Here is a 20,631-nt window from a genome sequence, read left to right on the forward strand (position 1 = left end):
CCGAGCCGCGCCTTTGGACTCGGCGGTCTCGTACACGCCAGGAAACCCGCTGGTCACCGTCCGTCCCTCGCGTCATCATGGGCCCATGCCGAGTCCCTTCGCCACGGACCGCGGGACACCGGTCCCCGGGACCGGCTCGCGTGCCCCTGCCCGGGCGGGCAGGATGCTGCCCGGGACACCGGCGCGCCGTCGCCCCGCCCGTTGCGACCCCCGTTGCCACACCCGCCGCCCCGCCCGTTTCTCACCCGCGCCCGGAGGCCCGGATGACCGGTAGTACGCCCGCGCCCTTCACCGCCGCCGACTACAGGGCCCGCATGGAGCGCGCCGCGCGCTCCGCCGCCGACGCCGGCCTCGCCGGGCTGCTCGTGGCCCCGGGACCGGACATGGTGTGGCTCACCGGCTACACGCCCACCGCGGTCACGGAACGGCTCACCCTGCTCGTCCTCGCCCCCGGCCGGGACCCCGTCCTCGTCGTGCCCACCCTGGAGGCCCCGGACGCCGAGCAGGCGGCCGGCGCGACCGCGCTGACCCTGCGCGACTGGACCGACGGCAAGGACCCCTACGCCGTCACCGCCGGCCTCCTCGACGACCACGGCCGGTTCGGCATCAGCGACAACACCTGGGCGATGCACCTGCTGGGCCTCCAGCGGGCCCTCCCCGACACCTCCTACGCCTCCCTCACCGACGCCCTGCCCATGCTGCGCGCGGTGAAGGACGCGGCCGAGCTGGAGCTTCTGGCGGCCGCCGGAGCGGCTGCCGACGCAACGTTCGAGGAGATCCGGAAGGTTCCCTTCGCCGGCCGCCGCGAGTCCGACGTCGGCCGGGACCTCGCCGGCCTGCTGCGCCGCTTCGGCCACTCCCAGGTCGACTTCACCATCGTCGGATCCGGCCCGAACGGCGCCAACCCGCACCACGAGGTCGGCGACCGGGTCATCCGGCCCGGCGACATGGTCGTCCTCGACTTCGGCGGCCTGATGGACGGCTACGGCTCCGACACCACCCGCACGGTCCACGTCGGCGAGCCGACCGAGGAGGAGCGCCGGGTCCACGACGTCGTGCGCGCCGCCCAGGAGGCCGGCGTCCAGGCCGTACGCCCGGGCGTGGCCTGCCAGGAGGTCGACCGCGCGGCCCGCGCGGTGATCACGGACGCCGGGTACGGCGAGTACTTCATCCACCGCACCGGGCACGGCATCGGCGTCACGACGCACGAGCCGCCGTACATGATCGAGGGCGAGGAGCAGCCGCTCGTGCCCGGCATGTGCTTCTCCGTGGAGCCCGGTATCTACCTGCCCGGCCGCTTCGGGGTGCGCATCGAGGACATCGTCACGGTCACCGAGGACGGCGGCCGCCGCCTCAACAACACCACCCGTGAGATGGTCATAGTGGACTGAGAGGCCCCAGGAGACCCCTTCTCGACGACACCCGGAACGGCTACCCGCGACCCATGACCCAGGCACCGACACCCACCGCGGACACCGTCCGCAGACTGGTCCGTTCGCTGCTCAAGGAGGGCGACGACGGCACCGGGGGGCCCGATGTGCGGCCCGTGACGGAGGACCGTGAGCACACCTGGTGGGTCGGCAGCCGCCATGTGCTGCGCCTCGCCCCCGACCGCGAGGCCTCCGTCCGCCGCCGCCGGGAACTGCGCCTGCGGGACGTGGTCCGCCCGCATATGCCCGTCGCCGTGCCCACCAGCGTCGCGCACGGCGACTGGGCGCCCGGCCTCGCCTACACGCTCGACACCCGGGTGCCCGGCGGCACGGCCGACGAGTACGACGTCTCCGCCGTCGGCGAGGCCGACCTCGCAGGGCTGCTCAGCGGACTGCGCGCGGTGCCCGTGCGCCAGGTGGAGGCGCTCGGTGTGCCGCGTGTCGCGCCGCGCTCGCTGGAGGCGCTGCGCCGGATGGCCGTGCACGCGGCCGAACGGCTCGCCGCCGCCGACGAGTTCGACGCCGCCCGGCTGCTCCAGCTCACCCCGCCCGGCGCGGCCCAGCTCGCCGCGCAGCCCGGCACCGCCGTCCTCACCCACCACGGGCTGACCGGCGCGCACGTGGTGGTCAGCGCCGACGGCCGGGTGCGCGGCATCCTGGACTGGACCGCGGCGGCCCTGGGCGACCCCGCCGAGGACATCGCCGGGCTCGCCGTCGCCGTCGGCTCCCCGGCGGCCGTCCGCGCCGCCACCCTCGCCGGCTACGGCGCCCGCCCCTGCCTGCGCGGTCTGTGGCTGGCCCGCTGCGACGCCGTCATCCGCCTCACCGACCACCTGGAGGGCCGTACGACCGGCTCCCTGGCCCTCCTCCGGACCCAGCTGCGGCGCGCCTGGGAGCCGATCCTGCTGGAGCGGGTGACGGACTTCCAGGAGGACGAGCCGGAGCCCTGACGGGGCCGTACAGCCCTCCGGGCCCCGGCGCCGCCCGCGGACCCCGTGGGCTCCGCGAGAGAGCGCCACGGAGGCCGCAGAGCCCATCAGAGGCCGTAGCACCCCTCAGGGCTGTGTCAGCACCACGCACGACTCCCCGGGCACCTGGAGCAGTCCGTCCGGGCCCGGTGCCTCGACCGGGTCCCAGGCGGCGAGAACCTCCACCTGGCCGGTGCCCAGCGGGATCGCCGCCTGCTCCTTGCCCAGGTTCACCGCCACCCGCACGTCCCCGCGCCGGAAGGCCAGCCAGCGGGCGTCCGCGTCGTACGCGACCTTGGTGTCGGCGAGGTCCGGGTCGGTGAGGTCGGGCTGTTCCCGGCGCAGCGCGATCAGCCGGCGGTACCAGGCCAGCACGCGCGCGTGGGGCGCGCGTTCCGGCTCCGACCAGTCCAGGCAGGACCGCTCCCGGGTCGCCGGGTCCTGCGGGTCGGGCACGTCCTCCTCGGCCCACCCGTGCGCGGCGAACTCCCGCCGCCTGCCCCGCCGTACCGCCTCGGCCAGCTCGGGGTCGGTGTGATCGGTGAAGAACTGCCAGGGCGTGCCCGCCGCCCACTCCTCGCCCATGAACAGCATCGGCGTGAACGGCGCCGTCAGCGTCAGCGTGGCCGCGCAGGCCAGCAGACCGGGGGAGAGGAGGGCGGAGAGCCGGTCGCCCTGGGCGCGGTTGCCGACCTGGTCGTGGGTTTGGCTGTAGCCGAGCAGCCGGTGCCCGCCCACCCGCGCGCGGTCCAGCGGCCGGCCGTGACCGCGGCCCCGGAAACTGGAGTACGTGCCGTCGTGGAAGTAACCGCCGGTGAGCGTCTTGGCGAGGGCGGCGAACGGGTCCCGCGCGAAGTCGGCGTAGTAGCCCTGCGACTCCCCGGTCAGCGCGGTGTGCAGGGCGTGGTGGAAGTCGTCGTTCCACTGCGCGTGCAGCCCCAGGCCGTTCTCCGCGCGCGGGGTGATGAACCGCGGATTGTTCATGTCCGACTCGGCGATCAGGAACAGCGGCCTGCCGGACTCGGCCGCCAGGCCGTCCACGGCCGCCGACAGCTCCTCCAGGAAGTGGCACGCGCGCGTGTCGTACAGGGCGTGCACCGCGTCCAGCCGCAGCCCGTCGATCCGGTAGTCCCGCAGCCACGCCAGCGCGCTGCCGACGAGGAACGCGCGCACCTCGTCCGAGCCGGGCGCGTCCAGGTTCACCGCCGCGCCCCACGGCGTGGTGTGCGTGTCCGTGAAGTACGGCCCGAACCGGGGAAGATAGTTACCCGACGGGCCCAAGTGGTTGTGGACGACGTCCAGGACGACGCCCAGTCCGAGTTCGTGCGCCCGGTCGACGAAGCGTTTCAGTGCCTCTGGGCCGCCGTACGGCTCGTGCACCGCCCACAGCGACACCCCCTCGTAGCCCCAGCCGTGCCGCCCCGGGAAGGGACACAGCGGCATCAACTCCACGTGGGTCACGCCCAGTTCCACCAGGTGCTCCAGCCGGGCGGCCGCGGCGTCCAGGGTGCCCTCGCGGGTGTACGTGCCCACGTGCAGCTCGTACAGCACCGCGCCCGGCAGCCCGCGCCCCGCCCACCGAGCGCGCCACTCGTGGCGCCCGTGGTCCACGACCGCGCTCAGCCCGTCCGGGCCGTCCGGCTGACGGCGTGAGCGCGGGTCGGGCAGCACGGGGCCGTCGTCCAGCGCGAACCCGTACCGCGCGCCGTCACCCGCCTCCGCCTCACCCGTCCACCAGCCCTCGCGCGCGGGATCGCGCGCCAACGCGCGCGTGGTGCCCTCGCAATGGAGCGTCACTCGGTCTGCCTGCGGTGCCCACACCTCGAACTGCACGGACGGTTCCCCTTCGTCTGCTCACCGTGATGTCCCGCGGATCCCATCGTGCCGCCCCGGACGATCAATCCGCTTTCGAATCCGCCCTTTGCCGGCAGGTGTCGCGGAAGTGCCCGCACACGGGCACCGGTTCCGCCGATTCTGGACACCCGGGGTTCACTGCCCGAGAATCACCTGTGTGACGTCGTCCTTCGAGTTCTCCACCTACCCCGCGCGCCTGTCCGACGCGGAACGTGACAAGGCGCTGCAGGTGCTGCGCGACGGCGTCGCCCTGGGCCGGCTCTCGCACGACACGTTCGTGCGCCGCATGGAGCTGGCGCTCGCCGCGCGCCACTCCGACGAACTCGCCGCCCTGGTCGCCGACCTGCCCCGGGAGAACCGGTTCTCCCGCGCGGTCTTCGGCACCGTGGAGGCGGTCTCCGGGTTCACCGTGCGGTTGCGCCGGGCCTGGCAGGCCGAGCGGCTGCCCAAGCTGCTGCTGCCGCACCCGGCGCACACCCATCCGCTGCGCATCGGCCGGGACCCCGCGAACGGGCTGCGCCTGAACCACGAGACGGTCTCCCGGGTCCACGCCGAGCTGCGTCATCAGGGCGGGCTGTGGGTCCTCAAGGACCTCGGCTCCACCAATGGCACCACCGTCAACGGCCGCCGGGTGATCGGGGCGGTCGTCGTCCGCGAGGGCGACCAGGTCGCCTTCGGCAGAATGGCGTTCCGGCTCACGGCCCCCTGAAGGTCCCTCTGAGCCTCTCTGGCCGGTCCCGCTCGAACGGACGCTCGGCCGTGCGCGTGTGCCGTCCCGATCGGGTGAGCCGCACTGCGGATGCCGGGCCGCCGTGCCGATGGAACGGGCATGACGTACCTCACCAGAGCGGCAGCGGCGGCCGGTGCCCTGCTGGCCGCCGCCGGCCTCCTCACCGCGGGTCCGGCCCGGGCCGCCACCCGTGACACTCATCCCGGCAACTGGCTCCACCTGACGGTCACCAAGGGCGGCGCCCGGTCCGGTGGCACCCTCGGCACGCTGCTGCTGTGCGACCCGCCCCTGGGCCATGCGCACGCGGCCGAGGCCTGCGCCGCACTGGACGCCGCCGACGGGCACATCGACCGCATCCCGGCCGCGCACGCCTTCTGTCCGATGATCTTCGCTCCGGTGACCGCCCACGCGCGCGGGCGCTGGAACGGCCGCTGGGTCGACTTCGCGGAGACGTACACCAGCGCGTGCGTCATGAAGGCGCGCACGGGATCCGTCTTCGACCTGGACGGCTGACCGGCGCGCCCCAGGACCGGGCGGTGTGGTCGGGCGCCGGGGGGCGTGAGCCGGTGACCGGGGGCGTGGGCCGGGTCCTGCGTGGGGTGGGCCGGTGACGGGGTGGCGTGGGCCGGGTCCTGCGTGGGGTGGGCCGGTGACCGGGCGGTGTGGGCCGGGGACGACGGCTCAGGCCACCTGCTCCCGGGCCTGCTGCGCCGCCACCAGCACCGTCCGGGACTGGTGTTCCACCTGGTGCTCCAACGGCACCCAGCGGGCCCGGAACCGCTCCGCGAAGGCGTCGCACCAGTCGGCGACGAGCTGCTCCAGGCGCGGCGCCGCCCGGTCGTCCGTCTCCCGCAGCACCCGCAGCAGCATCGCCGCGGCCCGCAGCGGCAGCCGCCGCCCGAAGGCGTCCACACTGCCGACGTACGCCATCGTCGTGCCCGCCGGGGAGGTGTGGACCCAGTCCTCGGCCAGGCCCGGGATCAGCTCCAGCGCCCAGCGCGCGGCCCGCAGCAGCGGACCGTCCACGCCCTCCAGCCGGGGCAGCGCCTCGGCGAGGATCCGCTCCACCTCGCGCGCGTCCCGCAGCAGCCGCGCGGCCAGCCGCCGCATGGCCGCCGCCGGCGCCGGGTGCGGAGCCGGGTCGTCCACCAGGTCGCTGGCCCACATCGGCACCTCCACCACCGCCGTCAGGCCGCCGTACCGGTGCGCGTGGTACCAGGTGCTGTGCCGGGCGTCGTCCGGCATGCTCGGATAGGCCACGCCGGTCTCCGGGCCGGGCATCACATGCACCCCGGGGCCGGAGGCCGGCCAGCCCGCCGCGTCCGAGGCCCCCGTCTCCACCGGAATGTGCAATTCCGCGGCGGACTTGGCGAACGGCTCGGCGAGGCCCGGCACGTCCCTGGTCAGCTGCACCCAGCTGCCGCCCAGATCGGTGCCGTGCAACGTCACCTGGAGATACGGGCGCAGTTCGTCGATGACCCCGGTCAGCGCCCGGGTCTCGGGCGGCAGCCGGTCCGGCGGCAGGACCGCGGGCGACCACTCCGGCTGCTCCGCGCCCGTCGGCCGGTAGAAGCCGAGGTGGTAGTCGAGCAGGCTGCGCGGCGCCGGGGTCACATGCAGACTCGCGCCGTCCGGGTCCGCGCACAGCAGGAAGTGCCAGGAGGTGTCCGTCCGCAACTCCCGCTCCGCCAGCACTCTTTCGGCAAGCACCCGCAGGGTGGAACCGCCCGTCGGCTCGTTGGCGTGGGCACCCGCCACCACGAGCACCGCACGGCGGGCGTGCCCCACCGACAGCAGGTGCAGGGGTCTTCCCGCGCGCGACAGGCCCACCTGACGCAGCGCGCACAGCCCGGGTTCCTGAGCCGCCAACGCCTGAGCGGAGGCGACCAGTTCGGGAACGCTGGGATAGCGCAGCTCCGGCAGAGGACTCACCCCCGACTTGTCCGCCCGGCTTCGCACTCCCAGTCCCGCACGCGACGGGTGAACTGTCAAGCATGCGGCGGGGGAGGCTCCCGGGGGCGCCCGGACGCAGTGGCCCGCCCCCGTACGGGCCACTGCGCTGCGTGGGCTCACTGCTGGTGCAGGCCGCGTCCCGCGAGGGTCAGGAACACCTCGCCCACCGCCTCCGAGAGGGTGGGGTGCGCGTGCACATGCCGGGCCACGTCCGCGGGCTCGGCGTCCCAGCCGACGATCAGCTGGCTCTCGGCGATCATCTCCGACACGTGCGGGCCGACCAGGTGGACGCCGAGCACCTGCCCGCCGCCGGCCTCCGTCACGACCTTCACCATGCCGCCCTGACCGTGCACCATCCCCTTGGCGACGGCGGTCAGCGGCATCGTGTTGACGTCGACCTCGTGCCCACGCGCGCGTGCCTCGGCCTCGGTCAGCCCCACCGAGGCGGTCTGCGGCGAGGAGTACGTCACCCGGGGCACGGCCGCGTAGTCGACCGGGGCCGACTCCAGCCCCGCCAGCGTCTCGGCCACCAGCAGGCCCTCCGCGAACGAGGCGTGGGCGAGGCCGAGCGAGGGCGGCGGCAGCAGGTCGCCGACCACGTGGACACCGGGCACGGCCGTCTCCAGCCGGCGCCAGTCCGCCGGTACGACGAACCCCCGCTCGTCCGTCGTCAGGCCGGCCGCGTCCAGGCCCAGGTCCTCGGTGACCGGGGCCCGGCCCACGGCCACCAGCAGCCGGTCCGCCGTCACCGTCCGGGTCTCACCCCGCGCGGTGCGTACGCGCGCGCGTACGCTGCCGTCCAGCAGCTCCGCGTCGATCAGGCGCGCACCCGCCTGCACATCGATCCCGCGCTTCTTCAGGCCGCGCGTCAGATGCCGGCTGACGTCGGCGTCCTCCAGCGGCACGATCCGGTCGGCGGCCTCCACCAAGGTGACCTCCGCGCCCATGGAACGGTGGAAGGAGGCGTACTCCACGCCGATCGCGCCCCCGCCCAGCACCAGGACGGACGCCGGGAGCCCCGGCGCGAACAGGGCGTCGTCACTGGTCACCACGCGCCGCCCGTCGGGAGCGAGCCCCGGGAGCGTGCGCGGGCGTGAGCCGGTCGCGAGGACGATCCCACGGCGCGCGGTGAGGTCGCGCACGCCGGGCGCGACCCCGCCATAAGCGCTCGGCGTGGCATCCGTGGGCACGCCCTCCACGCGCACCGTGCGCGTCCCCGTCAGCCGCGCGCTGCCCCGCACCACCCGCACGCCCGCGTGGGCGAGATGCGCCTCCACGCCCTTGTGGTTGCGCGCGACGATGTCGTCCCGGGTGGCAACCAGCGCACCCCAGTCGACGGAGTCCACGGTCGCCTTCACGCCCCAGCGCTCGCGGGCCTCGGCGATCCCGTCGACCAGCTCGGCGGCGTGCAGCATCGCCTTGCTCGGGATGCAGCCCCGGTGCAGGCACGTTCCGCCGACCTTGTCGCGTTCGACGAGGACGACGTCCAGCCCGAGGGAGGCGGCGCGCAGGGCGGTGCTGTAGCCGCCGGTGCCGCCGCCGACGACGATCACGTCGGATGTGGTGATGCCCGTATCGATGGTCATGGCATCCACCCTCCGTCCACCCCTTGTCATGAGTCCAAGGCAATGTTGTTGTGGAATCCATGCATGATCCTTATGGGAGGACGTGACGGTGAGCCTGCGTCAGATGGAGTACTTCGTGACGGTCGTCCAGGAGGCGTCGTTCACGCGCGCGGCGGACGCCCTGCACGTCACCCAGCCCGCGCTCTCCCACCAGATCAAGGCGCTGGAGAAGTCGGTCGGCGGCGCCCTGCTGGAGCGCCTGCCCCGGGGCGTGCGCCTCACCCCCATGGGCCGCGCCTTCCTGCCGCACGCCGAACTCGCCGTCCGCAGCGCCGCGCAGGCCCGCCGCGCGGCCCGCGCCACCGTCGGGGCCGAGGGCGGCGAACTGCATGTCGCGGCCCTGCACTCCATCGCGGTCGGCGCCCTGCCCGATGTCTTCGCCCGCTGGCGCACGGCCCACCCGAGGGTGCTGCTGCGCCTGCACGAGTACGCCACCGCCGAGGCCCTGGAAGAGGCCGTGCAGCGCGGCACCGCCGACCTCGCCGTCGGCCCCGAGCCCACCGGCCGGCCCGGCACCGTCGTGCCCGTCGGCGAGGAGGAACTGGTCCTCGTCGTGCCCTTCGACGACCGGCTCGCGGGCCGTACGACGGTCACGCTCCCGGAACTCGCCGACCGCCCGTGGATCCGCTGCGCCATGGAACCCGTCGTGCACGGCGAGCGCTTCCTCGACTGGGCCTGCGGGAAGGCCGGCTTCCGCCCCCGGACCGCCGTGTGGACCGAGCACACCTCGACCGCCGTCCGCATGGCAGCCGCCGGCGTCGGCGTGTGCACCGCGCCCGCCCACATCGTGCGCGGCGCCGTCGGCGAGGACTGCGTGGTCCTCAGTCCCGACCCGGCCTGGAAGCGCCCCCTGGCCGTCTACGCGCGCGTGCCGCCCACCGGGGCCGCCGCGGCCTTCGTGGACCTCCTGCGCGCCACCTGGCCGGCCCTGAGCGCCCCTGGGCCGTACGAGCACTGCGAACTGCCCACCCCACCGGCCCCCTGACCCCCGGGATCCCTCAGTCCTCCGCGACCCGCTCCGGCAACGCCGCCGGCAGCCGGTCAGTGTGCCGGGTGAACTCCCGTCCGGGGACGGGCGCGTCCGCCTGCTCGCCGTGGCGGCTGCCTGGCCGCCGGGTTCTTTCAGTCGTCCGCGATCCGCTCCGGCAACGCCGCCGGCAGCCGGTCAGTGTGCCGGGTGAATTCCCGTCCGGGGACGGGCGCGTCCGCCTGCTCGCCGTGGCGGCTGCCTGGCCGCCGGGTTCCCTCAGTCGTCCGCGATCCGCTCCAGCAGCGTTACCGGCAGTCGGTCCAGGAGGTCCGCCACGCGTGCGTGCCCGGTGAACTCCCGTCCGGGGACGAGCACGTCCGTCCACCGGCCGGGTGGCAGCGGCAGCCGTGTCTCGCGCCAGCCCCCCGCCTCCGCCAGCCGCAGCGACAGCCGGGTGACCACCGTGACCACCTCGCCGGAACGCGCGAAGGCCAGGCAGTGCTCGGCCGCCGGGCCTTCGGCGGGCAGCGGGTCGTACGACGCGGCCGCCCCGAACGCGTCCGGCCGCCGGGCCCGCAGCCGCAGCGCCGCCGCCGTCACCACGTCCTTCTCGCCGGGCGCCTCCGGCGGGAACGCCACCGGTCGCCGGTTGTCCGGGTCCACCAGCGCCCGGTACTCGCCCTCCGTGCCCTGGTACACGTCCGGCACCCCGGGCATCGTCAGATGGACCAGCGCGGTACCGAGGACGTTGGCCCGGACGTGCGGCTCCAGCGCCTTGCGGAACGCGGCCACACGCTCCCCGGGCGGCCCGCACGGCCCCGCCGCGACGAAGGCCGCCACCGCCTCCTCGTACGGCGGCTCCTGCTCCGTCCAGCTGGTGTACATGCCCGCCTCGCGCACGTGCTTCAGCAGCGCCCCCTGTACCCGCTCCTCCTCCGCCGGGCCCAGCCCGAACACCGTCTGCCAGGCCGCCCATGCCAGCTGCCCGTCCGGCACGCCCTCCTCGGCCCGCGTCACCTCGGCGAGCAGCTCCGCCCAGCGGTCCGGGCACTCCGTGAGCACGGCCAGCGCGGCGCGCACGTCCGCGCTGCGCTTGGTGTCGTGCGTGGAGACCACCGTGCCGGTGAGCGGCCAGTCGCGCTGCACGCGCGCGCAGTACGCGTGGAACTCCTCCGGCGACACGCCCGGGCTGCCCGGGTCGCCGCCCACCTCGGCCGCCGACAGCAGCGGCACATAGCGGTAGAAGGCCGTGTCCTCCACCGACTTGGCGCGCAGCGCGGACGCGGTCTGCGCGAACCGGGTGCGGAACTCCACCCGGTCGGCGTGGTCCGGCGCCGACGCCTCGCCGGGCGGCTCCACCAGCAGCCTGCGCACGATGCCGACGGCCTCGGCCTCCTCCGGCACCACGAACGCCAGCCGGGCCTCCTCGGCGGCCTCCTCGGTGATCACGGCCGAGGCGTCACCGGAGGCGTACGGCCGGTAGACCCGCATCCGGACCAGCAGCTCCTCCACGGCCGTACGCAGCGCCCAGGGCGCGCGGTCGCGCAGCGAGAGGTCGGGCGAGGCGGCGCACAGCCGGGCCGCCACCCGGGTCAGCCGGTCCGTCTCGGTGGCCAGTTCGTGGGTGAGCACCTTGTACGCGGCCCGCCGGGCCGTGGCCTCCCAGTTGCCGCCCCGGTCCGTCTGCGGCGCCGCGAACGCCCGGTAGCGACCGAGCAGTTCGTACGCCCCGGTGCGGTCCGTGAACAGGCCGTCGACGTGCCGCAGGGCGTCGTAGCCCGTGGTGCCCGCGACCGGCCAGGAGGGCGGCAGGTGCTCGCCGTCGGCCAGGATCTTCTCCACCACCGTCCAGCGCCCGCCGGTCGCCTCGCGCAGCCGCGCCAGATAGCCGTCGGGGTCGGCGAGCCCGTCCGGATGGTCGATCCGCAGCCCGTCGAACACTCCGTCCGCCAGGAGCCGCAGGATCGTGCCGTGGGTGGCGTCGAACACCTCCGGATCCTCCACCCGCAGCCCGATCAGCTCCGAGATGCTGAAGAACCGCCGGTAGTTCAGCTCGGTCCGGGCCAGCCGCCACCACACCGGGCGGTACCACTGGGCGTCCAGCAGCTGGGGCAGCGGCAGGTGCTCGGTGCCCGGGCGGAGCGGGAACGCGTGGTCGTGGTAGCGCAGCACGTCACCGTCGACCCTCAGATGGTCCAGCTCCGAGCCGATCGGGCCGCCGAGCACCGGCAGCAGCACCCGGCCGCCCTGCGCCTCCCAGTCGATGTCGAACCAGCGCGCGTACGGTGAACCGGGCCCCTCGCGCAGCACCTCCCACAGGGCGGGGTTGTGCCGGGGCGCCAGCGCCATGTGGTTCGGCACGATGTCCACCACCAGGCCGAGGCCGTGCTCCCGCGCGGTGCGCGCGAGCGCGCGGAGCCCCTCCTCGCCGCCCAGCTCCTCGCGCACGCGCGCGTGGTCCACGACGTCGTAGCCGTGCGCGGAGCCCGGCACGGCCTCCAGGACGGGGGACAGATGCAGGTGCGAGACGCCGAGCGACGCCAGGTAGGGTACGGCCGCTTCGGCGGCGGCGAACGGGAACGCGGGCTGGAGCTGCAGCCGGTAGGTGGCCGTGGGCACCCCCGGTCCGGGTCGCGCAGAAGTCATGGGAACCTACGTACCCCGCTCGCCGGCTTTCGTGTCATCGGCCGCTGCCCGGATCACGCACGCGTGTCTACGTTCGAGCGATGGGTACGACGGGGAAACCGGGGCGGCGCCGCACACGGGACACCTACCGGCGGGTGATCGGCCTGACGGGGCCGCTGCTGCAGTGCGTGTCCTTCCTCGGGCGGCTGCCGACGGCCACCATCCAGTTCGGCAGTGTGCTGCTCGTCGCCCGTACGAGCGGTTCCCTCGGCGCGGCCGGGCTGACCGGCGGCGCGCTCGCGCTCGGCCAGGTGGCCTGCGGACCGCTGGTGGGGCGGCTCGCGGACCGGTACGGACAGCGGCCGGTGGTGCTCGCGTTCTCACTCGCCAACGCCCTCGCCGTGGCCGCGCTCGTCGCCGGCGCGCTCGCCGGGCTGCCGACGCCCGTCCTGGCCCTCCTGGGGGCCGCCGCGGGCGCCACCGTGCCGCTCGTCGGCCCGCTGGCGCGCACCCGCCTCATCGCCCTCGCCCGCCGCGCCGACGCCCCGGAGACCGTCGTCGGCGCGGCCCTCTCCTTCGAGAGCACCCTGGACGAGCTGTCGTTCGTCCTCGGCCCCGCACTCGTCGGCCTGGCCGCCGTACTCGCCCACCCGGCCTGCGCGATGGCCGCCGCGGCCGCCCTGGTGGCCACCTGCGGCAGCGCCTTCGCCGTCCACCCGACGGCCCGGGCGACGGCACCCACGCGCGGGGAGTCCGGGCCGGGCCGCGGGGGCGCGGCCGCGCGCGGGGAGCGGTGCCGGGAGGGCGCGGGCGCGTCCGAGCGGGGGGAGTGCCGTCCGGGGGACGCGGCTGCGTCCGTGCGCGGGGAGTCCGGGCCGCTCCGTGAAGCCGCATCGGCGCGCGTGCACTCCCATTCGGCCACCAGGACCGCACCCACGCGCGCAGAGCACCACCAGACCGACGCCCCCGCCCCGTCCGAGGCTCCCGCGCTCTCCGACGCTCCCGGGCCCTCTTACGTTCCCGCGCTCCCCGAACCCCCCGAACCCCCCGCATCCCTCCCCGTCCAGCCTGGCCCGGTCCGCGTGCGAGCCGCGCGTGCCGCTCCCGCCCCCATGCCCCGCTGCGTGCCCGCCCTCTTCGCCGCGCTGGCGCTCCAGGGCGCCATGTTCGGGGCCTGTCAGGCCGGTATCACGGCGCTCACCGCCCGGCTCGGACAGGAGGACCAGGCCGGACTCGTGTACGCCGCCATGGGGGTGATGAGTGCCGTGGCGGGGTTCGCCATGGCCGCCGTGCCGGAGCGGGTCGGTGCCCGGACGCGCTGGCGGCTGGCGACCGGTGCCGGCTGTGCGCTCTCCCTGCCGCTGCTGGGCACGGGCGGCCTGCCCGGCCTGTACGCCGTCGTGACCGTCCTGGGCGTCGCCTACGCCCCGCACCTGATCACCGCGTTCGGCCTCCTGGAGCGCGCGGTGGCGCCGTCCCGGCTGGCCGAGGCGATGGGCGTGGCCACGAGCGCCCTCGTCGGCGGCCAGGCCCTGGCGGTCGCCGTCACCGGACGCCTCGCGGAGGCCCACGGCCCCTGGGCGGCCTTCGCGGCGGCGAGCACGGCGGCCGGCCTCGCCTTCGTGCTCGCCCTCACGGTGCGCCCGACGACGTACGCGGAGGGGCCCGGGAACGCCCTCCACGCGCGCGTGCGGGACACGCAGCCCCGCTAGGGGGCTGCGGCACCCCCTAAGCCGGCCGCTGCAGCACCGTCAGGCTGCGGTCCGGCAGGGTGATGCGGTCGCCGGCCGCGACCTTCGCGCCCGCGCCCGGCGGCACCCCCTCCGGGCGGGCCGTGTCGACCACCACCTGCCACTGCCGGCCGTGGTCGACCGGCACCACGAAGTCCAGCTCCTCAGGGGAGGCGTTGAACATCAGCAGGAAGGAGTCGTCGGTGATGCGCTCCCCGCGCGGCCCGGGCTCGGAGATCGCGTTGCCGTTCAGGAACACCGTCAGCGCGGACGCCTGCGCCGAGTTCCAGTCCCGCTGCGTCATCTCGCCGCCCTCCGGGGTGAACCAGGCGATGTCCGACAGCTCGTCATGGGTGCCTTCCACCGGACGGCCGTGGAAGAAGCGGCGCCGGCGGAGGACGGGATGGTCGCGGCGCAGCCACACCATCGCGCGCGTGAATTCCAGCAGTTCGCTCTCCAGGGACTCCGGCCAGTCCACCCACGACAGCTCGTTGTCCTGGCAGTAGGCGTTGTTGTTGCCGCGCTGGGTGCGCGCGAACTCGTCCCCGTGGCTGATCATCGGCACGCCCTGGGACAGCATCAGCGTGGCGATGAAGTTCCGCATCTGCCGGGCGCGCAGCCGCAGTACCTCCGGGTCGTCGGTGTCGCCCTCCGCCCCGCAGTTCCAGGACCGGTTGTGGCTCTCGCCGTCCCGGTTGTCCTCGCCGTTGGCCTTGTTGTGCTTGTGGTTGTACGACACCAGGTCGTGCAGGGTGAAACCGTCGTGGCAGGTGACGAAGTTGATGGAGGCCAGCGGGCGGCGGCCGTCGTCCTGGTAGAGGTCGGACGAACCGGTCAGCCGGGACGCGAACTCCGCCAGCGTGCGCGGCTCGCCCCGCCACAGGTCCCGCACGGTGTCGCGGTACTTGCCGTTCCACTCGGTCCACAAGGGCGGGAAGTTGCCCACCTGGTAGCCGCCCTCGCCCACGTCCCACGGCTCGGCGATCAGCTTCACCTGGGAGACCACCGGGTCCTGCTGCACCAGGTCGAAGAACGACGACAGCCGGTCCACCTCGTGGAACTGCCGGGCGAGCGTCGCCGCGAGGTCGAAGCGGAAGCCGTCGACGTGCATCTCGGTGACCCAGTACCGCAGCGAGTCCATGATCAGCTGGAGCACGTGCGGGGACCGCATGAGCAGCGAGTTCCCGGTGCCCGTGGTGTCCATGTAGTAGCGGGGATCGTCCGCGAGCCGGTAGTACGAGGGGTTGTCGAGGCCCTTGAAGGACAGCGTCGGGCCCAGGTGGTTGCCCTCGGCGGTGTGGTTGTAGACCACGTCCAGGATGACCTCGATCCCGGCCTCGTGCAGCGCCCGGACCGCCGACTTGAACTCCAGCACCTGCTGGCCGCGGTCGCCCCAGGAGGCGTACGCGTTGTGCGGGGCGAAGAAGCCGATGGTGTTGTAGCCCCAGTAGTTGCTCAGCCCCATGTCGGCCAGCCGGTGGTCGTTCACGAACTGGTGCACGGGCATCAGCTCGAGGGCCGTCACCCCGAGCTTGGTCAGGTGTTCGATGATCGCCGGGTGGGCGAGGGCCGCGTAGGTGCCGCGCAGTTCCTCCGGCAGCCCCGGGTGACGCATGGTGAGGCCCTTGACGTGGGCCTCGTAGATCACGGTGTGGTGGTACTCGGTGCGCGGCGGGCGGTCGTCGCCCCAGTCGAAGTACGGGTTGATCACCACGGAGGTCATGGTGTGCGGCGCCGAGTCCAGGTCGTTGCGCTCGTCCGGCGCGCCGAAGTGGTAGCCGTACACCTCCTCGCCCCACCGGACCGCACCGCTGATCGCCTTCGCGTACGGGTCGAGCAGCAGTTTCGCCGAGTTGCAGCGCAGCCCGCGCCCGGGGTCGTACGGGCCGTGCACCCGGAACCCGTACCGCTGTCCCGGCATCACGCCCGGCACGTACGCGTGCCGCACGAACGCGTCGCTCTCGCGCAGTTCCACCGCCGTCTCCGAGCCGTCGTCGTGCAGCAGACACAGCTCTACTCGGTCCGCGGCCTCCGTGAAGACCGCGAAGTTGGTTCCGGCGCCGTCATAGGTGGCGCCGAGCGGATACGCCTCTCCAGGCCAGACCTGCATGGTGACGACTCTCCCAGGTGTGCCCTCCGGCCGGGGCCGCGTTGGCCCCGAGTCTCGTCCGAAAGTGAGGCAACCTTCCGCGGCTCACCCGCCCTCTAATCAAGTGACCAGTGCGCACGGCGGTTCTGGTACCCGCCGTGCGCCGAACATGCGGGGCAGACACGTACTCCCGGGGATCAGGGGGAGTAGGGGGAAGATGTGCGCGAGAAAGTCCACCGCCATCTGGGCAAAGTACTGACCGGTGCGGCCCTCGCGGCGGCGGGGACCGCCGCCATGGTCGCGGTCACGCTGCCGGGCACGGCGGGTGCGGACGATTCCGGAGGGGCCGGCGGCGGGACGCGGGCCGCGCGGCAGACCGGGCAGGGCCCGGACGCCGCACCGCCGGGCGTCGTGGAGCAGGCACCCGCTGAGCAGAAGCAGGGCACCGGCCGTGACCCGCTCACCGACGACGAGATCCGGCGGGTCGAGAAGCTCGCCGTGGCCGGACGGCTTTCGGCCACGGGCCGGGACGTCGAGGGGGACCGCGGACCGCAGCGGCTGAGCGTCGACCTCGCCGAGCCCGAGGCCGCCGAGGCGGACGACCCGCAGGCGCCACGGCGGGCCGACGTGACCTACTACGACTACAAGAACGACACACTCGTCACCAAGACCGTCAACCTGAAGACCGGGAAGGTCGAGCAGACCGGCGTCCAGCGCGGTGTCCAGCCGCCGCCGAGCCGCGCCGAGAACGCCGAGGCGGCCCGGATCCTGATCGCCGACCCGCTGGGCGCGGGCCTGAAGGCGGACTACAAGGACGCCACGGGCAAGGAACTCACCTCGCCGGACCAGCTGGACCTGAGCGGCGGGATCTACGAGGCCTCGCCGGGCGCCCAGCCCGCGGTGCTCGACAAGTGCGGCGAGCACCGGTGCGTGCGGCTGTTCTCCAAGGTCCTCAACGGGCCCTGGATCGACACCCGGGACCTCGTGATCGACCTGAGCGCCCGCAAGGCCGCCGCCCTCGACCGCGGCTGACCGGCCGCCGCCCGACCTTCACACCCGTACCTCCGGTAAGGGAGTCACCTCTTCATGCCCGAACAGCACCTGCCCGGCGGTGTCCGGCCGCGGACCCTCGGCCGTGCCGCCCGCAAGAGCGCGGCCGTCGGACTGACCCTGGCCGCGCTGGCCGCCGGCGCGACGACGACGGCCGGCCCCGCCGCGGCCCGCCCGCAGAGCGCGCCCGCGGCGGCGGTCCCCGGCTGCAGCGCCGCCTACACGATCGAACAGAAGCTCTCCACCGGCACCACCTGGCGGATGTGCTGGCGCTACGACAGCAAGGCCGGCCTCGTCCTGGAGAACGTCTCCTACCAGCCCAAGGACGAGAGCAAGCCGATCAAGGTCCTCAACAGCGCCAGACTCGCCCAGATCCACGTCCCGTACGACGACGGGAAGCACGAGTACTACGACCTCACGGGCCAGGACTTCGCCCAGGAACTGATGGAGCTGTCGCCCGCCGAGTGCCCCGGCGGCACCATCAAGACCGTCAAGGTCCCGGACGGGGACCCGCGCCACCCCGACGTCAAGGGTCTGTGCACCACCACCCGTTCGCGTGGCCACGCCTACCGGATGCACGACCTCTTCCAGCCGGACAAGACCTACCAGCAGCAGGGCAAGGACCTGCTGGTCTACACGGTCAACCAGGTCGGCTGGTACGAGTACATCACCGAGTGGCGCTTCCAGGACGACGGCACGGTCTCCATGAACGCCGGCGCGACCGGCAGCCTCTCCTACGAGGACTACAACGCCCAGGACGGACGCGGCTGGCCCATCGGCAAGGGCGCCAGGGACTACGCGACCAGCCACAGCCACAACATCTTCTGGCGGCTCGACTTCGGCCTCGACGGCTCCTCGAAGACGAAGGTCGAGCAGTACGACTCCACCGTCAGCGCCCCCGCCGGCGGCCGGGAGGGCCCGACCGCCAAGACCACCCGCACCAAGGTCGGCAAGGAACTCGCGGCCGACTACAAGACCTACCGCTGGTGGCGGGTGGTCAGCGCGACCGGCAAGAACAAGGACGGCCACGCCCGTTCCTACGAACTGGTCCCCGGACCCACCACCAGGTACCCGGGCCGCAGCTTCACCAAGCACGACATGTACGTCACCGAGTACAACAAGTGCGAGCTGTTCGCCAGCAACAACCAGAAGTGCGCGACCGGCCACCCGAAGTCCGTCGACAAGTGGGTCGGCGGCCAGGCCCTCACCCACCCCGTGGTCTGGATGAACGTCGGATTCCACCACATCGCCCGGGACGAGGACCAGCAGCCCATGCCCGTGCACTGGCAGGGCTTCTCCATCGCCCCGCGGGACGTCACGGCTATGAATCCGCTCACTCCCAAGGAGCTGGCATGGCAGAACGGTCACTGGGAACCGCGTAGTTGAGCACAGCAGTCGGGAAACCGACCTGTCCATCCGGCTGCACCGCCGACCGCTTGCGGAGTACCCTTCCTTGATCGTTGACACGGGAAAGGCCCGGGGGAGCGGAAGGCGGTGCAACGGGTGGGCTCGGGAGGGCTGGAGCTGCCTCCTGGTGACGAGGGTCACGAGGGGAACTCCACAGACGTCCCGCCCGGCGCGGTGTCCCTGGCCCGCCCGATGGACGCGGGATCCATCGGGCCGGAGCTGGAGTGGGACGCCGACGCCTGGCTTGAGGTGCGCACCCGCGCCCAGCGGGCCGGCCGGGCCTACATCTGGCTGAACCTCGTGGAACAGCGGCTGCGCGCCGTCGTGGCCGCTGTGCTGCGGCCCATCTACGAACCCGTCCACGGCGACGAGTGGGTGGTGGCCGCGGCCGGGCCGGCCGGGCAGGAGTGGGTGCAGCGGGCGGTCGCCGTGCGCGAAGTCAGCCGTCGCAAGGGCTACTTGCTCGACCCGGCCGACGACAACGTGCTCAGCTTCCTCACCCTGCCCCAGCTGCGCGAGCTGGTGGTGCAGCACTGGCCGTGCTTCGAGCCGTACTTCGACGAGCGCCGGGACCTCGAACTCGCCCTGGACGAGCTGGAGGTGACCCGGAACGTCGTCTCCCGCAACCGGGCCCTGTCCGAGGCGGTCCTCGGCCAGGCCGAGCGGGCCTCCGCACGGCTGCTGGAGATGCTCGGCGCGGGCGGTGACGTCCCCTCCGCGCGCCGGCTGCCCGTCGACGCGGTCGAGGACCTGGTCGGCGACCGGTACGCCGACGTCGTCGCGGTCCACGCCGACCGGGTACGGCTGATGCGCCAGTTCCCGGCCGAGGACATCTTCGGCGGCGCCCGCCGGCTCGACGCGATCGGCATCGGCCTCAACCTGCTGGTGCAGAACTTCTCCGGGCGGCGCCTGGTCCGGCTCGCCGAGTCCGGCTGCCGGGTCCGGCTGCTCTTCCTCAACCCGGCCTCCAGCTCGGTCAAGCGCCGTGAGCGGGAACTCGGGATGAAACGGGGCGAGCTGAGCCGCTCGGTCGAGATGAACATCCTGCACATGCGCCGGGTGCGGTCCCGGCTCCGCGACCCGGACGCCTTCGAGATCCAGGTCTACGACGAGACACCCCGCTTCACCGCCTACCTGGTGGACGGCGACGGCGCGGACGGCATCGCCGTGGTGCAGTCCTATCTGCGCGGGGCGCGCGGGATGGAGTCTCCGGTGCTGGTGCTGCGCAACGGCAGTCGGCTGGTGAAGTCGGACGACGTGGGTGAATCCGGGCTCTTCCCGACATACCGCGAGGAATTCGAACTGGCTTGGGCGGATTCGCGCCCGGTGTCCTGAACGGTCGGGGCCGGGTGCGGGGCGGTTCGGGGCCGCGAAGCGGAACGCCGTCCTCGGATTGTCAGTGCCCCGTGCGATGGTGGAGGCCACTGGGGGAAAGCACCACCAAGAAGGGGGGCCGCCCATGGGCTGGCACCAGGAGCTGCTGATCGGCTTCGACCTGGAGACGACCGGGACCGATCCGCGTGAGGCACGCATCGTCACGGGTGCCGTGATCGAGGTCAGGGCCGGTGAGCCCATGGGGCGCCGGGAATGGCTGGCCGATCCGGGCGTGGAGATCCCGGCCGACGCGGTCGCCGTCCACGGCATCAGCAACGAACGCGCGGCGGCCGAGGGCCGTCCGGCCGACCAGGTGGCCGACGCCATCGCGGACGTCCTCGTCTCCTACTGGAAGTCGGGCGTTCCGGTCGTCGCCTACAACGCGGCCTTCGACCTCACCCTGCTCTCGGCGGAGCTGCGGAGGTACGGCCTGCCGTCGCTGACCGACCGGCTGGGCGGCACCCACCCCGCCCCGGTCATCGACCCGTACACCATCGACCGCTGGGTCGACCGCTACCGCCGCGGCAAGCGGAACCTGGAGGCGGTCTGCGCCGAGTACGGCATAGTCCTCGGCGCGGCCCACAACGCCACCGCCGACGCCCTCGCCGCGGCGCGGCTCGCGTCCGCGATAGCTGACCGCCACCCGAAGATCGCGTCCCTGGGTCCGGCCGAGCTTCACCAGCGGCAGATCGGGTGGTACGCGGAATGGGCGGCGGACTTCCAGGCGTTCCTGCGGCGCAAGGGGGAGACCGAGGCGGTGGTGGACGGGGCGTGGCCGCTGCGGGAGCTGACCGAAAGCCAGCCCGCGTAGCGTTGTCGCCCGCGG

Annotated in this window: 14 protein-coding genes and 1 pseudogene; 10 read left to right on the top strand and 5 right to left on the bottom strand. The window is 73.8% G+C overall.

The genetic code is table 11. From position 1 onward, the window contains the following. Nucleotides 1-263: 263 nt before the first annotated feature. Nucleotides 264-1,391, top strand: a complete 1,128-nt coding sequence (locus tag ACZ4U1_RS12410; protein WP_467902571.1) for an aminopeptidase P family protein — start codon at nucleotides 264-266, stop codon at nucleotides 1,389-1,391. A 53-nt stretch (nucleotides 1,392-1,444) separates the two neighbouring features. After that, a complete protein-coding gene (locus ACZ4U1_RS12415) occupies nucleotides 1,445-2,380 on the top strand; it encodes an aminoglycoside phosphotransferase family protein (RefSeq protein ID WP_467902573.1) in 936 nt (311 codons plus the stop codon). A 105-nt stretch (nucleotides 2,381-2,485) separates the two neighbouring features. Here the strand turns inward: ACZ4U1_RS12415 and treZ are convergent, their stop codons facing one another. Then, on the bottom strand, nucleotides 2,486-4,231 hold the full coding sequence (treZ, locus tag ACZ4U1_RS12420) for a malto-oligosyltrehalose trehalohydrolase (RefSeq protein WP_467902574.1): 1,746 nt from the start codon (nucleotides 4,229-4,231) through the stop codon (nucleotides 2,486-2,488). Nucleotides 4,232-4,409: 178 nt separating this feature from the next. On the opposite strand from treZ, the gene ACZ4U1_RS12425 reads away from it, so the two are divergent. Then, nucleotides 4,410-4,961 (top strand): FHA domain-containing protein, encoded by a 552-nt coding sequence (locus ACZ4U1_RS12425; RefSeq protein WP_467902575.1) that lies wholly within the window; start codon nucleotides 4,410-4,412, stop codon nucleotides 4,959-4,961. 120 nt (nucleotides 4,962-5,081) lie between these two features. After that, nucleotides 5,082-5,495, top strand: a complete 414-nt coding sequence (locus ACZ4U1_RS12430; protein ID WP_467902577.1) for an SSI family serine proteinase inhibitor — start codon at nucleotides 5,082-5,084, stop codon at nucleotides 5,493-5,495. 168 nt (nucleotides 5,496-5,663) lie between these two features. Here the strand turns inward: ACZ4U1_RS12430 and ACZ4U1_RS12435 are convergent, their stop codons facing one another. Then, nucleotides 5,664-6,914 carry a M14 family zinc carboxypeptidase gene (locus ACZ4U1_RS12435; RefSeq protein WP_467902579.1) on the bottom strand — a complete coding sequence of 417 codons (1,251 nt, stop codon included), beginning with the start codon at nucleotides 6,912-6,914 and terminating at the stop codon, nucleotides 5,664-5,666. A 137-nt stretch (nucleotides 6,915-7,051) separates the two neighbouring features. Continuing rightward, complete coding sequence (gene lpdA / locus ACZ4U1_RS12440) at nucleotides 7,052-8,521, bottom strand: dihydrolipoyl dehydrogenase (RefSeq protein WP_467902581.1); 1,470 nt, start codon at nucleotides 8,519-8,521, stop codon at nucleotides 7,052-7,054. An 88-nt stretch (nucleotides 8,522-8,609) separates the two neighbouring features. On the opposite strand from lpdA, the gene ACZ4U1_RS12445 reads away from it, so the two are divergent. Next, entirely contained in the window at nucleotides 8,610-9,545 is a 936-nt protein-coding gene (locus tag ACZ4U1_RS12445; protein WP_467902583.1) for a LysR family transcriptional regulator, read from the top strand. Between the two features lie 261 nt (nucleotides 9,546-9,806). On the opposite strand, the gene treY is transcribed toward ACZ4U1_RS12445, so the two are convergent. Further along, a complete protein-coding gene (gene treY, locus ACZ4U1_RS12450; protein WP_467902585.1) occupies nucleotides 9,807-12,176 on the bottom strand; it encodes a malto-oligosyltrehalose synthase in 2,370 nt (789 codons plus the stop codon). Between the two features lie 80 nt (nucleotides 12,177-12,256). On the opposite strand from treY, the gene ACZ4U1_RS12455 reads away from it, so the two are divergent. Continuing rightward, entirely contained in the window at nucleotides 12,257-13,867 is a 1,611-nt protein-coding gene (locus ACZ4U1_RS12455; RefSeq protein WP_467902586.1) for an MFS transporter, read from the top strand. A 16-nt stretch (nucleotides 13,868-13,883) separates the two neighbouring features. Here ACZ4U1_RS12455 and glgX read toward each other — a convergent pair whose 3' ends face one another. After that, entirely contained in the window at nucleotides 13,884-15,995 is a 2,112-nt protein-coding gene (glgX, locus tag ACZ4U1_RS12460) for a glycogen debranching protein GlgX (RefSeq protein ID WP_467902588.1), read from the bottom strand. Nucleotides 15,996-16,193: 198 nt separating this feature from the next. On the opposite strand from glgX, the gene ACZ4U1_RS12465 reads away from it, so the two are divergent. The 4 genes and pseudogenes from ACZ4U1_RS12465 to ACZ4U1_RS12480 all read left to right on the top strand — a co-directional run bounded on the left by ACZ4U1_RS12465 (nucleotide 16,194) and on the right by ACZ4U1_RS12480 (nucleotide 20,616). Next, nucleotides 16,194-17,006, top strand: coding sequence for a Tat pathway signal sequence domain protein (locus tag ACZ4U1_RS12465; RefSeq protein WP_467902589.1), 813 nt, complete (start codon nucleotides 16,194-16,196; stop codon nucleotides 17,004-17,006). 54 nt (nucleotides 17,007-17,060) lie between these two features. Then, nucleotides 17,061-18,410, top strand: coding sequence for a copper amine oxidase (locus tag ACZ4U1_RS12470; RefSeq protein WP_467902591.1), 1,350 nt, complete (start codon nucleotides 17,061-17,063; stop codon nucleotides 18,408-18,410). Nucleotides 18,411-18,484: 74 nt separating this feature from the next. After that, nucleotides 18,485-19,766: pseudogene (locus ACZ4U1_RS12475) on the top strand (SAV2148 family HEPN domain-containing protein). 124 nt (nucleotides 19,767-19,890) lie between these two features. Then, nucleotides 19,891-20,616: an exonuclease domain-containing protein gene (locus ACZ4U1_RS12480; protein WP_467902592.1), complete on the top strand. Its 726-nt coding sequence runs from the start codon at nucleotides 19,891-19,893 to the stop codon at nucleotides 20,614-20,616. The last annotated feature ends 15 nt before the right edge of the window (nucleotides 20,617-20,631 follow it).

The sequence above is a fragment of the Streptomyces sp. NPDC028928 genome, assembly GCF_055564915.1.

Bases quoted from the DNA above. Each gene is read 5' to 3' on its own strand.
- ACZ4U1_RS12410 (WP_467902571.1), top strand. From the start codon at position 264: ATGACCGGTAGTACGCCCGCGCCCTTCACCGCCGCCGACTACAGGGCC.
- ACZ4U1_RS12415 (WP_467902573.1), top strand. From the start codon at position 1,445: ATGACCCAGGCACCGACACCCACCGCGGACACCGTCCGCAGACTGGTC.
- ACZ4U1_RS12430 (WP_467902577.1), top strand. From the start codon at position 5,082: ATGACGTACCTCACCAGAGCGGCAGCGGCGGCCGGTGCCCTGCTGGCC.
- lpdA (WP_467902581.1), bottom strand. From the start codon at position 8,521: ATGACCATCGATACGGGCATCACCACATCCGACGTGATCGTCGTCGGC.
- treY (WP_467902585.1), bottom strand. From the start codon at position 12,176: ATGACTTCTGCGCGACCCGGACCGGGGGTGCCCACGGCCACCTACCGG.
- ACZ4U1_RS12455 (WP_467902586.1), top strand. From the start codon at position 12,257: ATGGGTACGACGGGGAAACCGGGGCGGCGCCGCACACGGGACACCTAC.
- glgX (WP_467902588.1), bottom strand. From the start codon at position 15,995: ATGCAGGTCTGGCCTGGAGAGGCGTATCCGCTCGGCGCCACCTATGAC.
- ACZ4U1_RS12470 (WP_467902591.1), top strand. From the start codon at position 17,061: ATGCCCGAACAGCACCTGCCCGGCGGTGTCCGGCCGCGGACCCTCGGC.
- ACZ4U1_RS12480 (WP_467902592.1), top strand. From the start codon at position 19,891: ATGGGCTGGCACCAGGAGCTGCTGATCGGCTTCGACCTGGAGACGACC.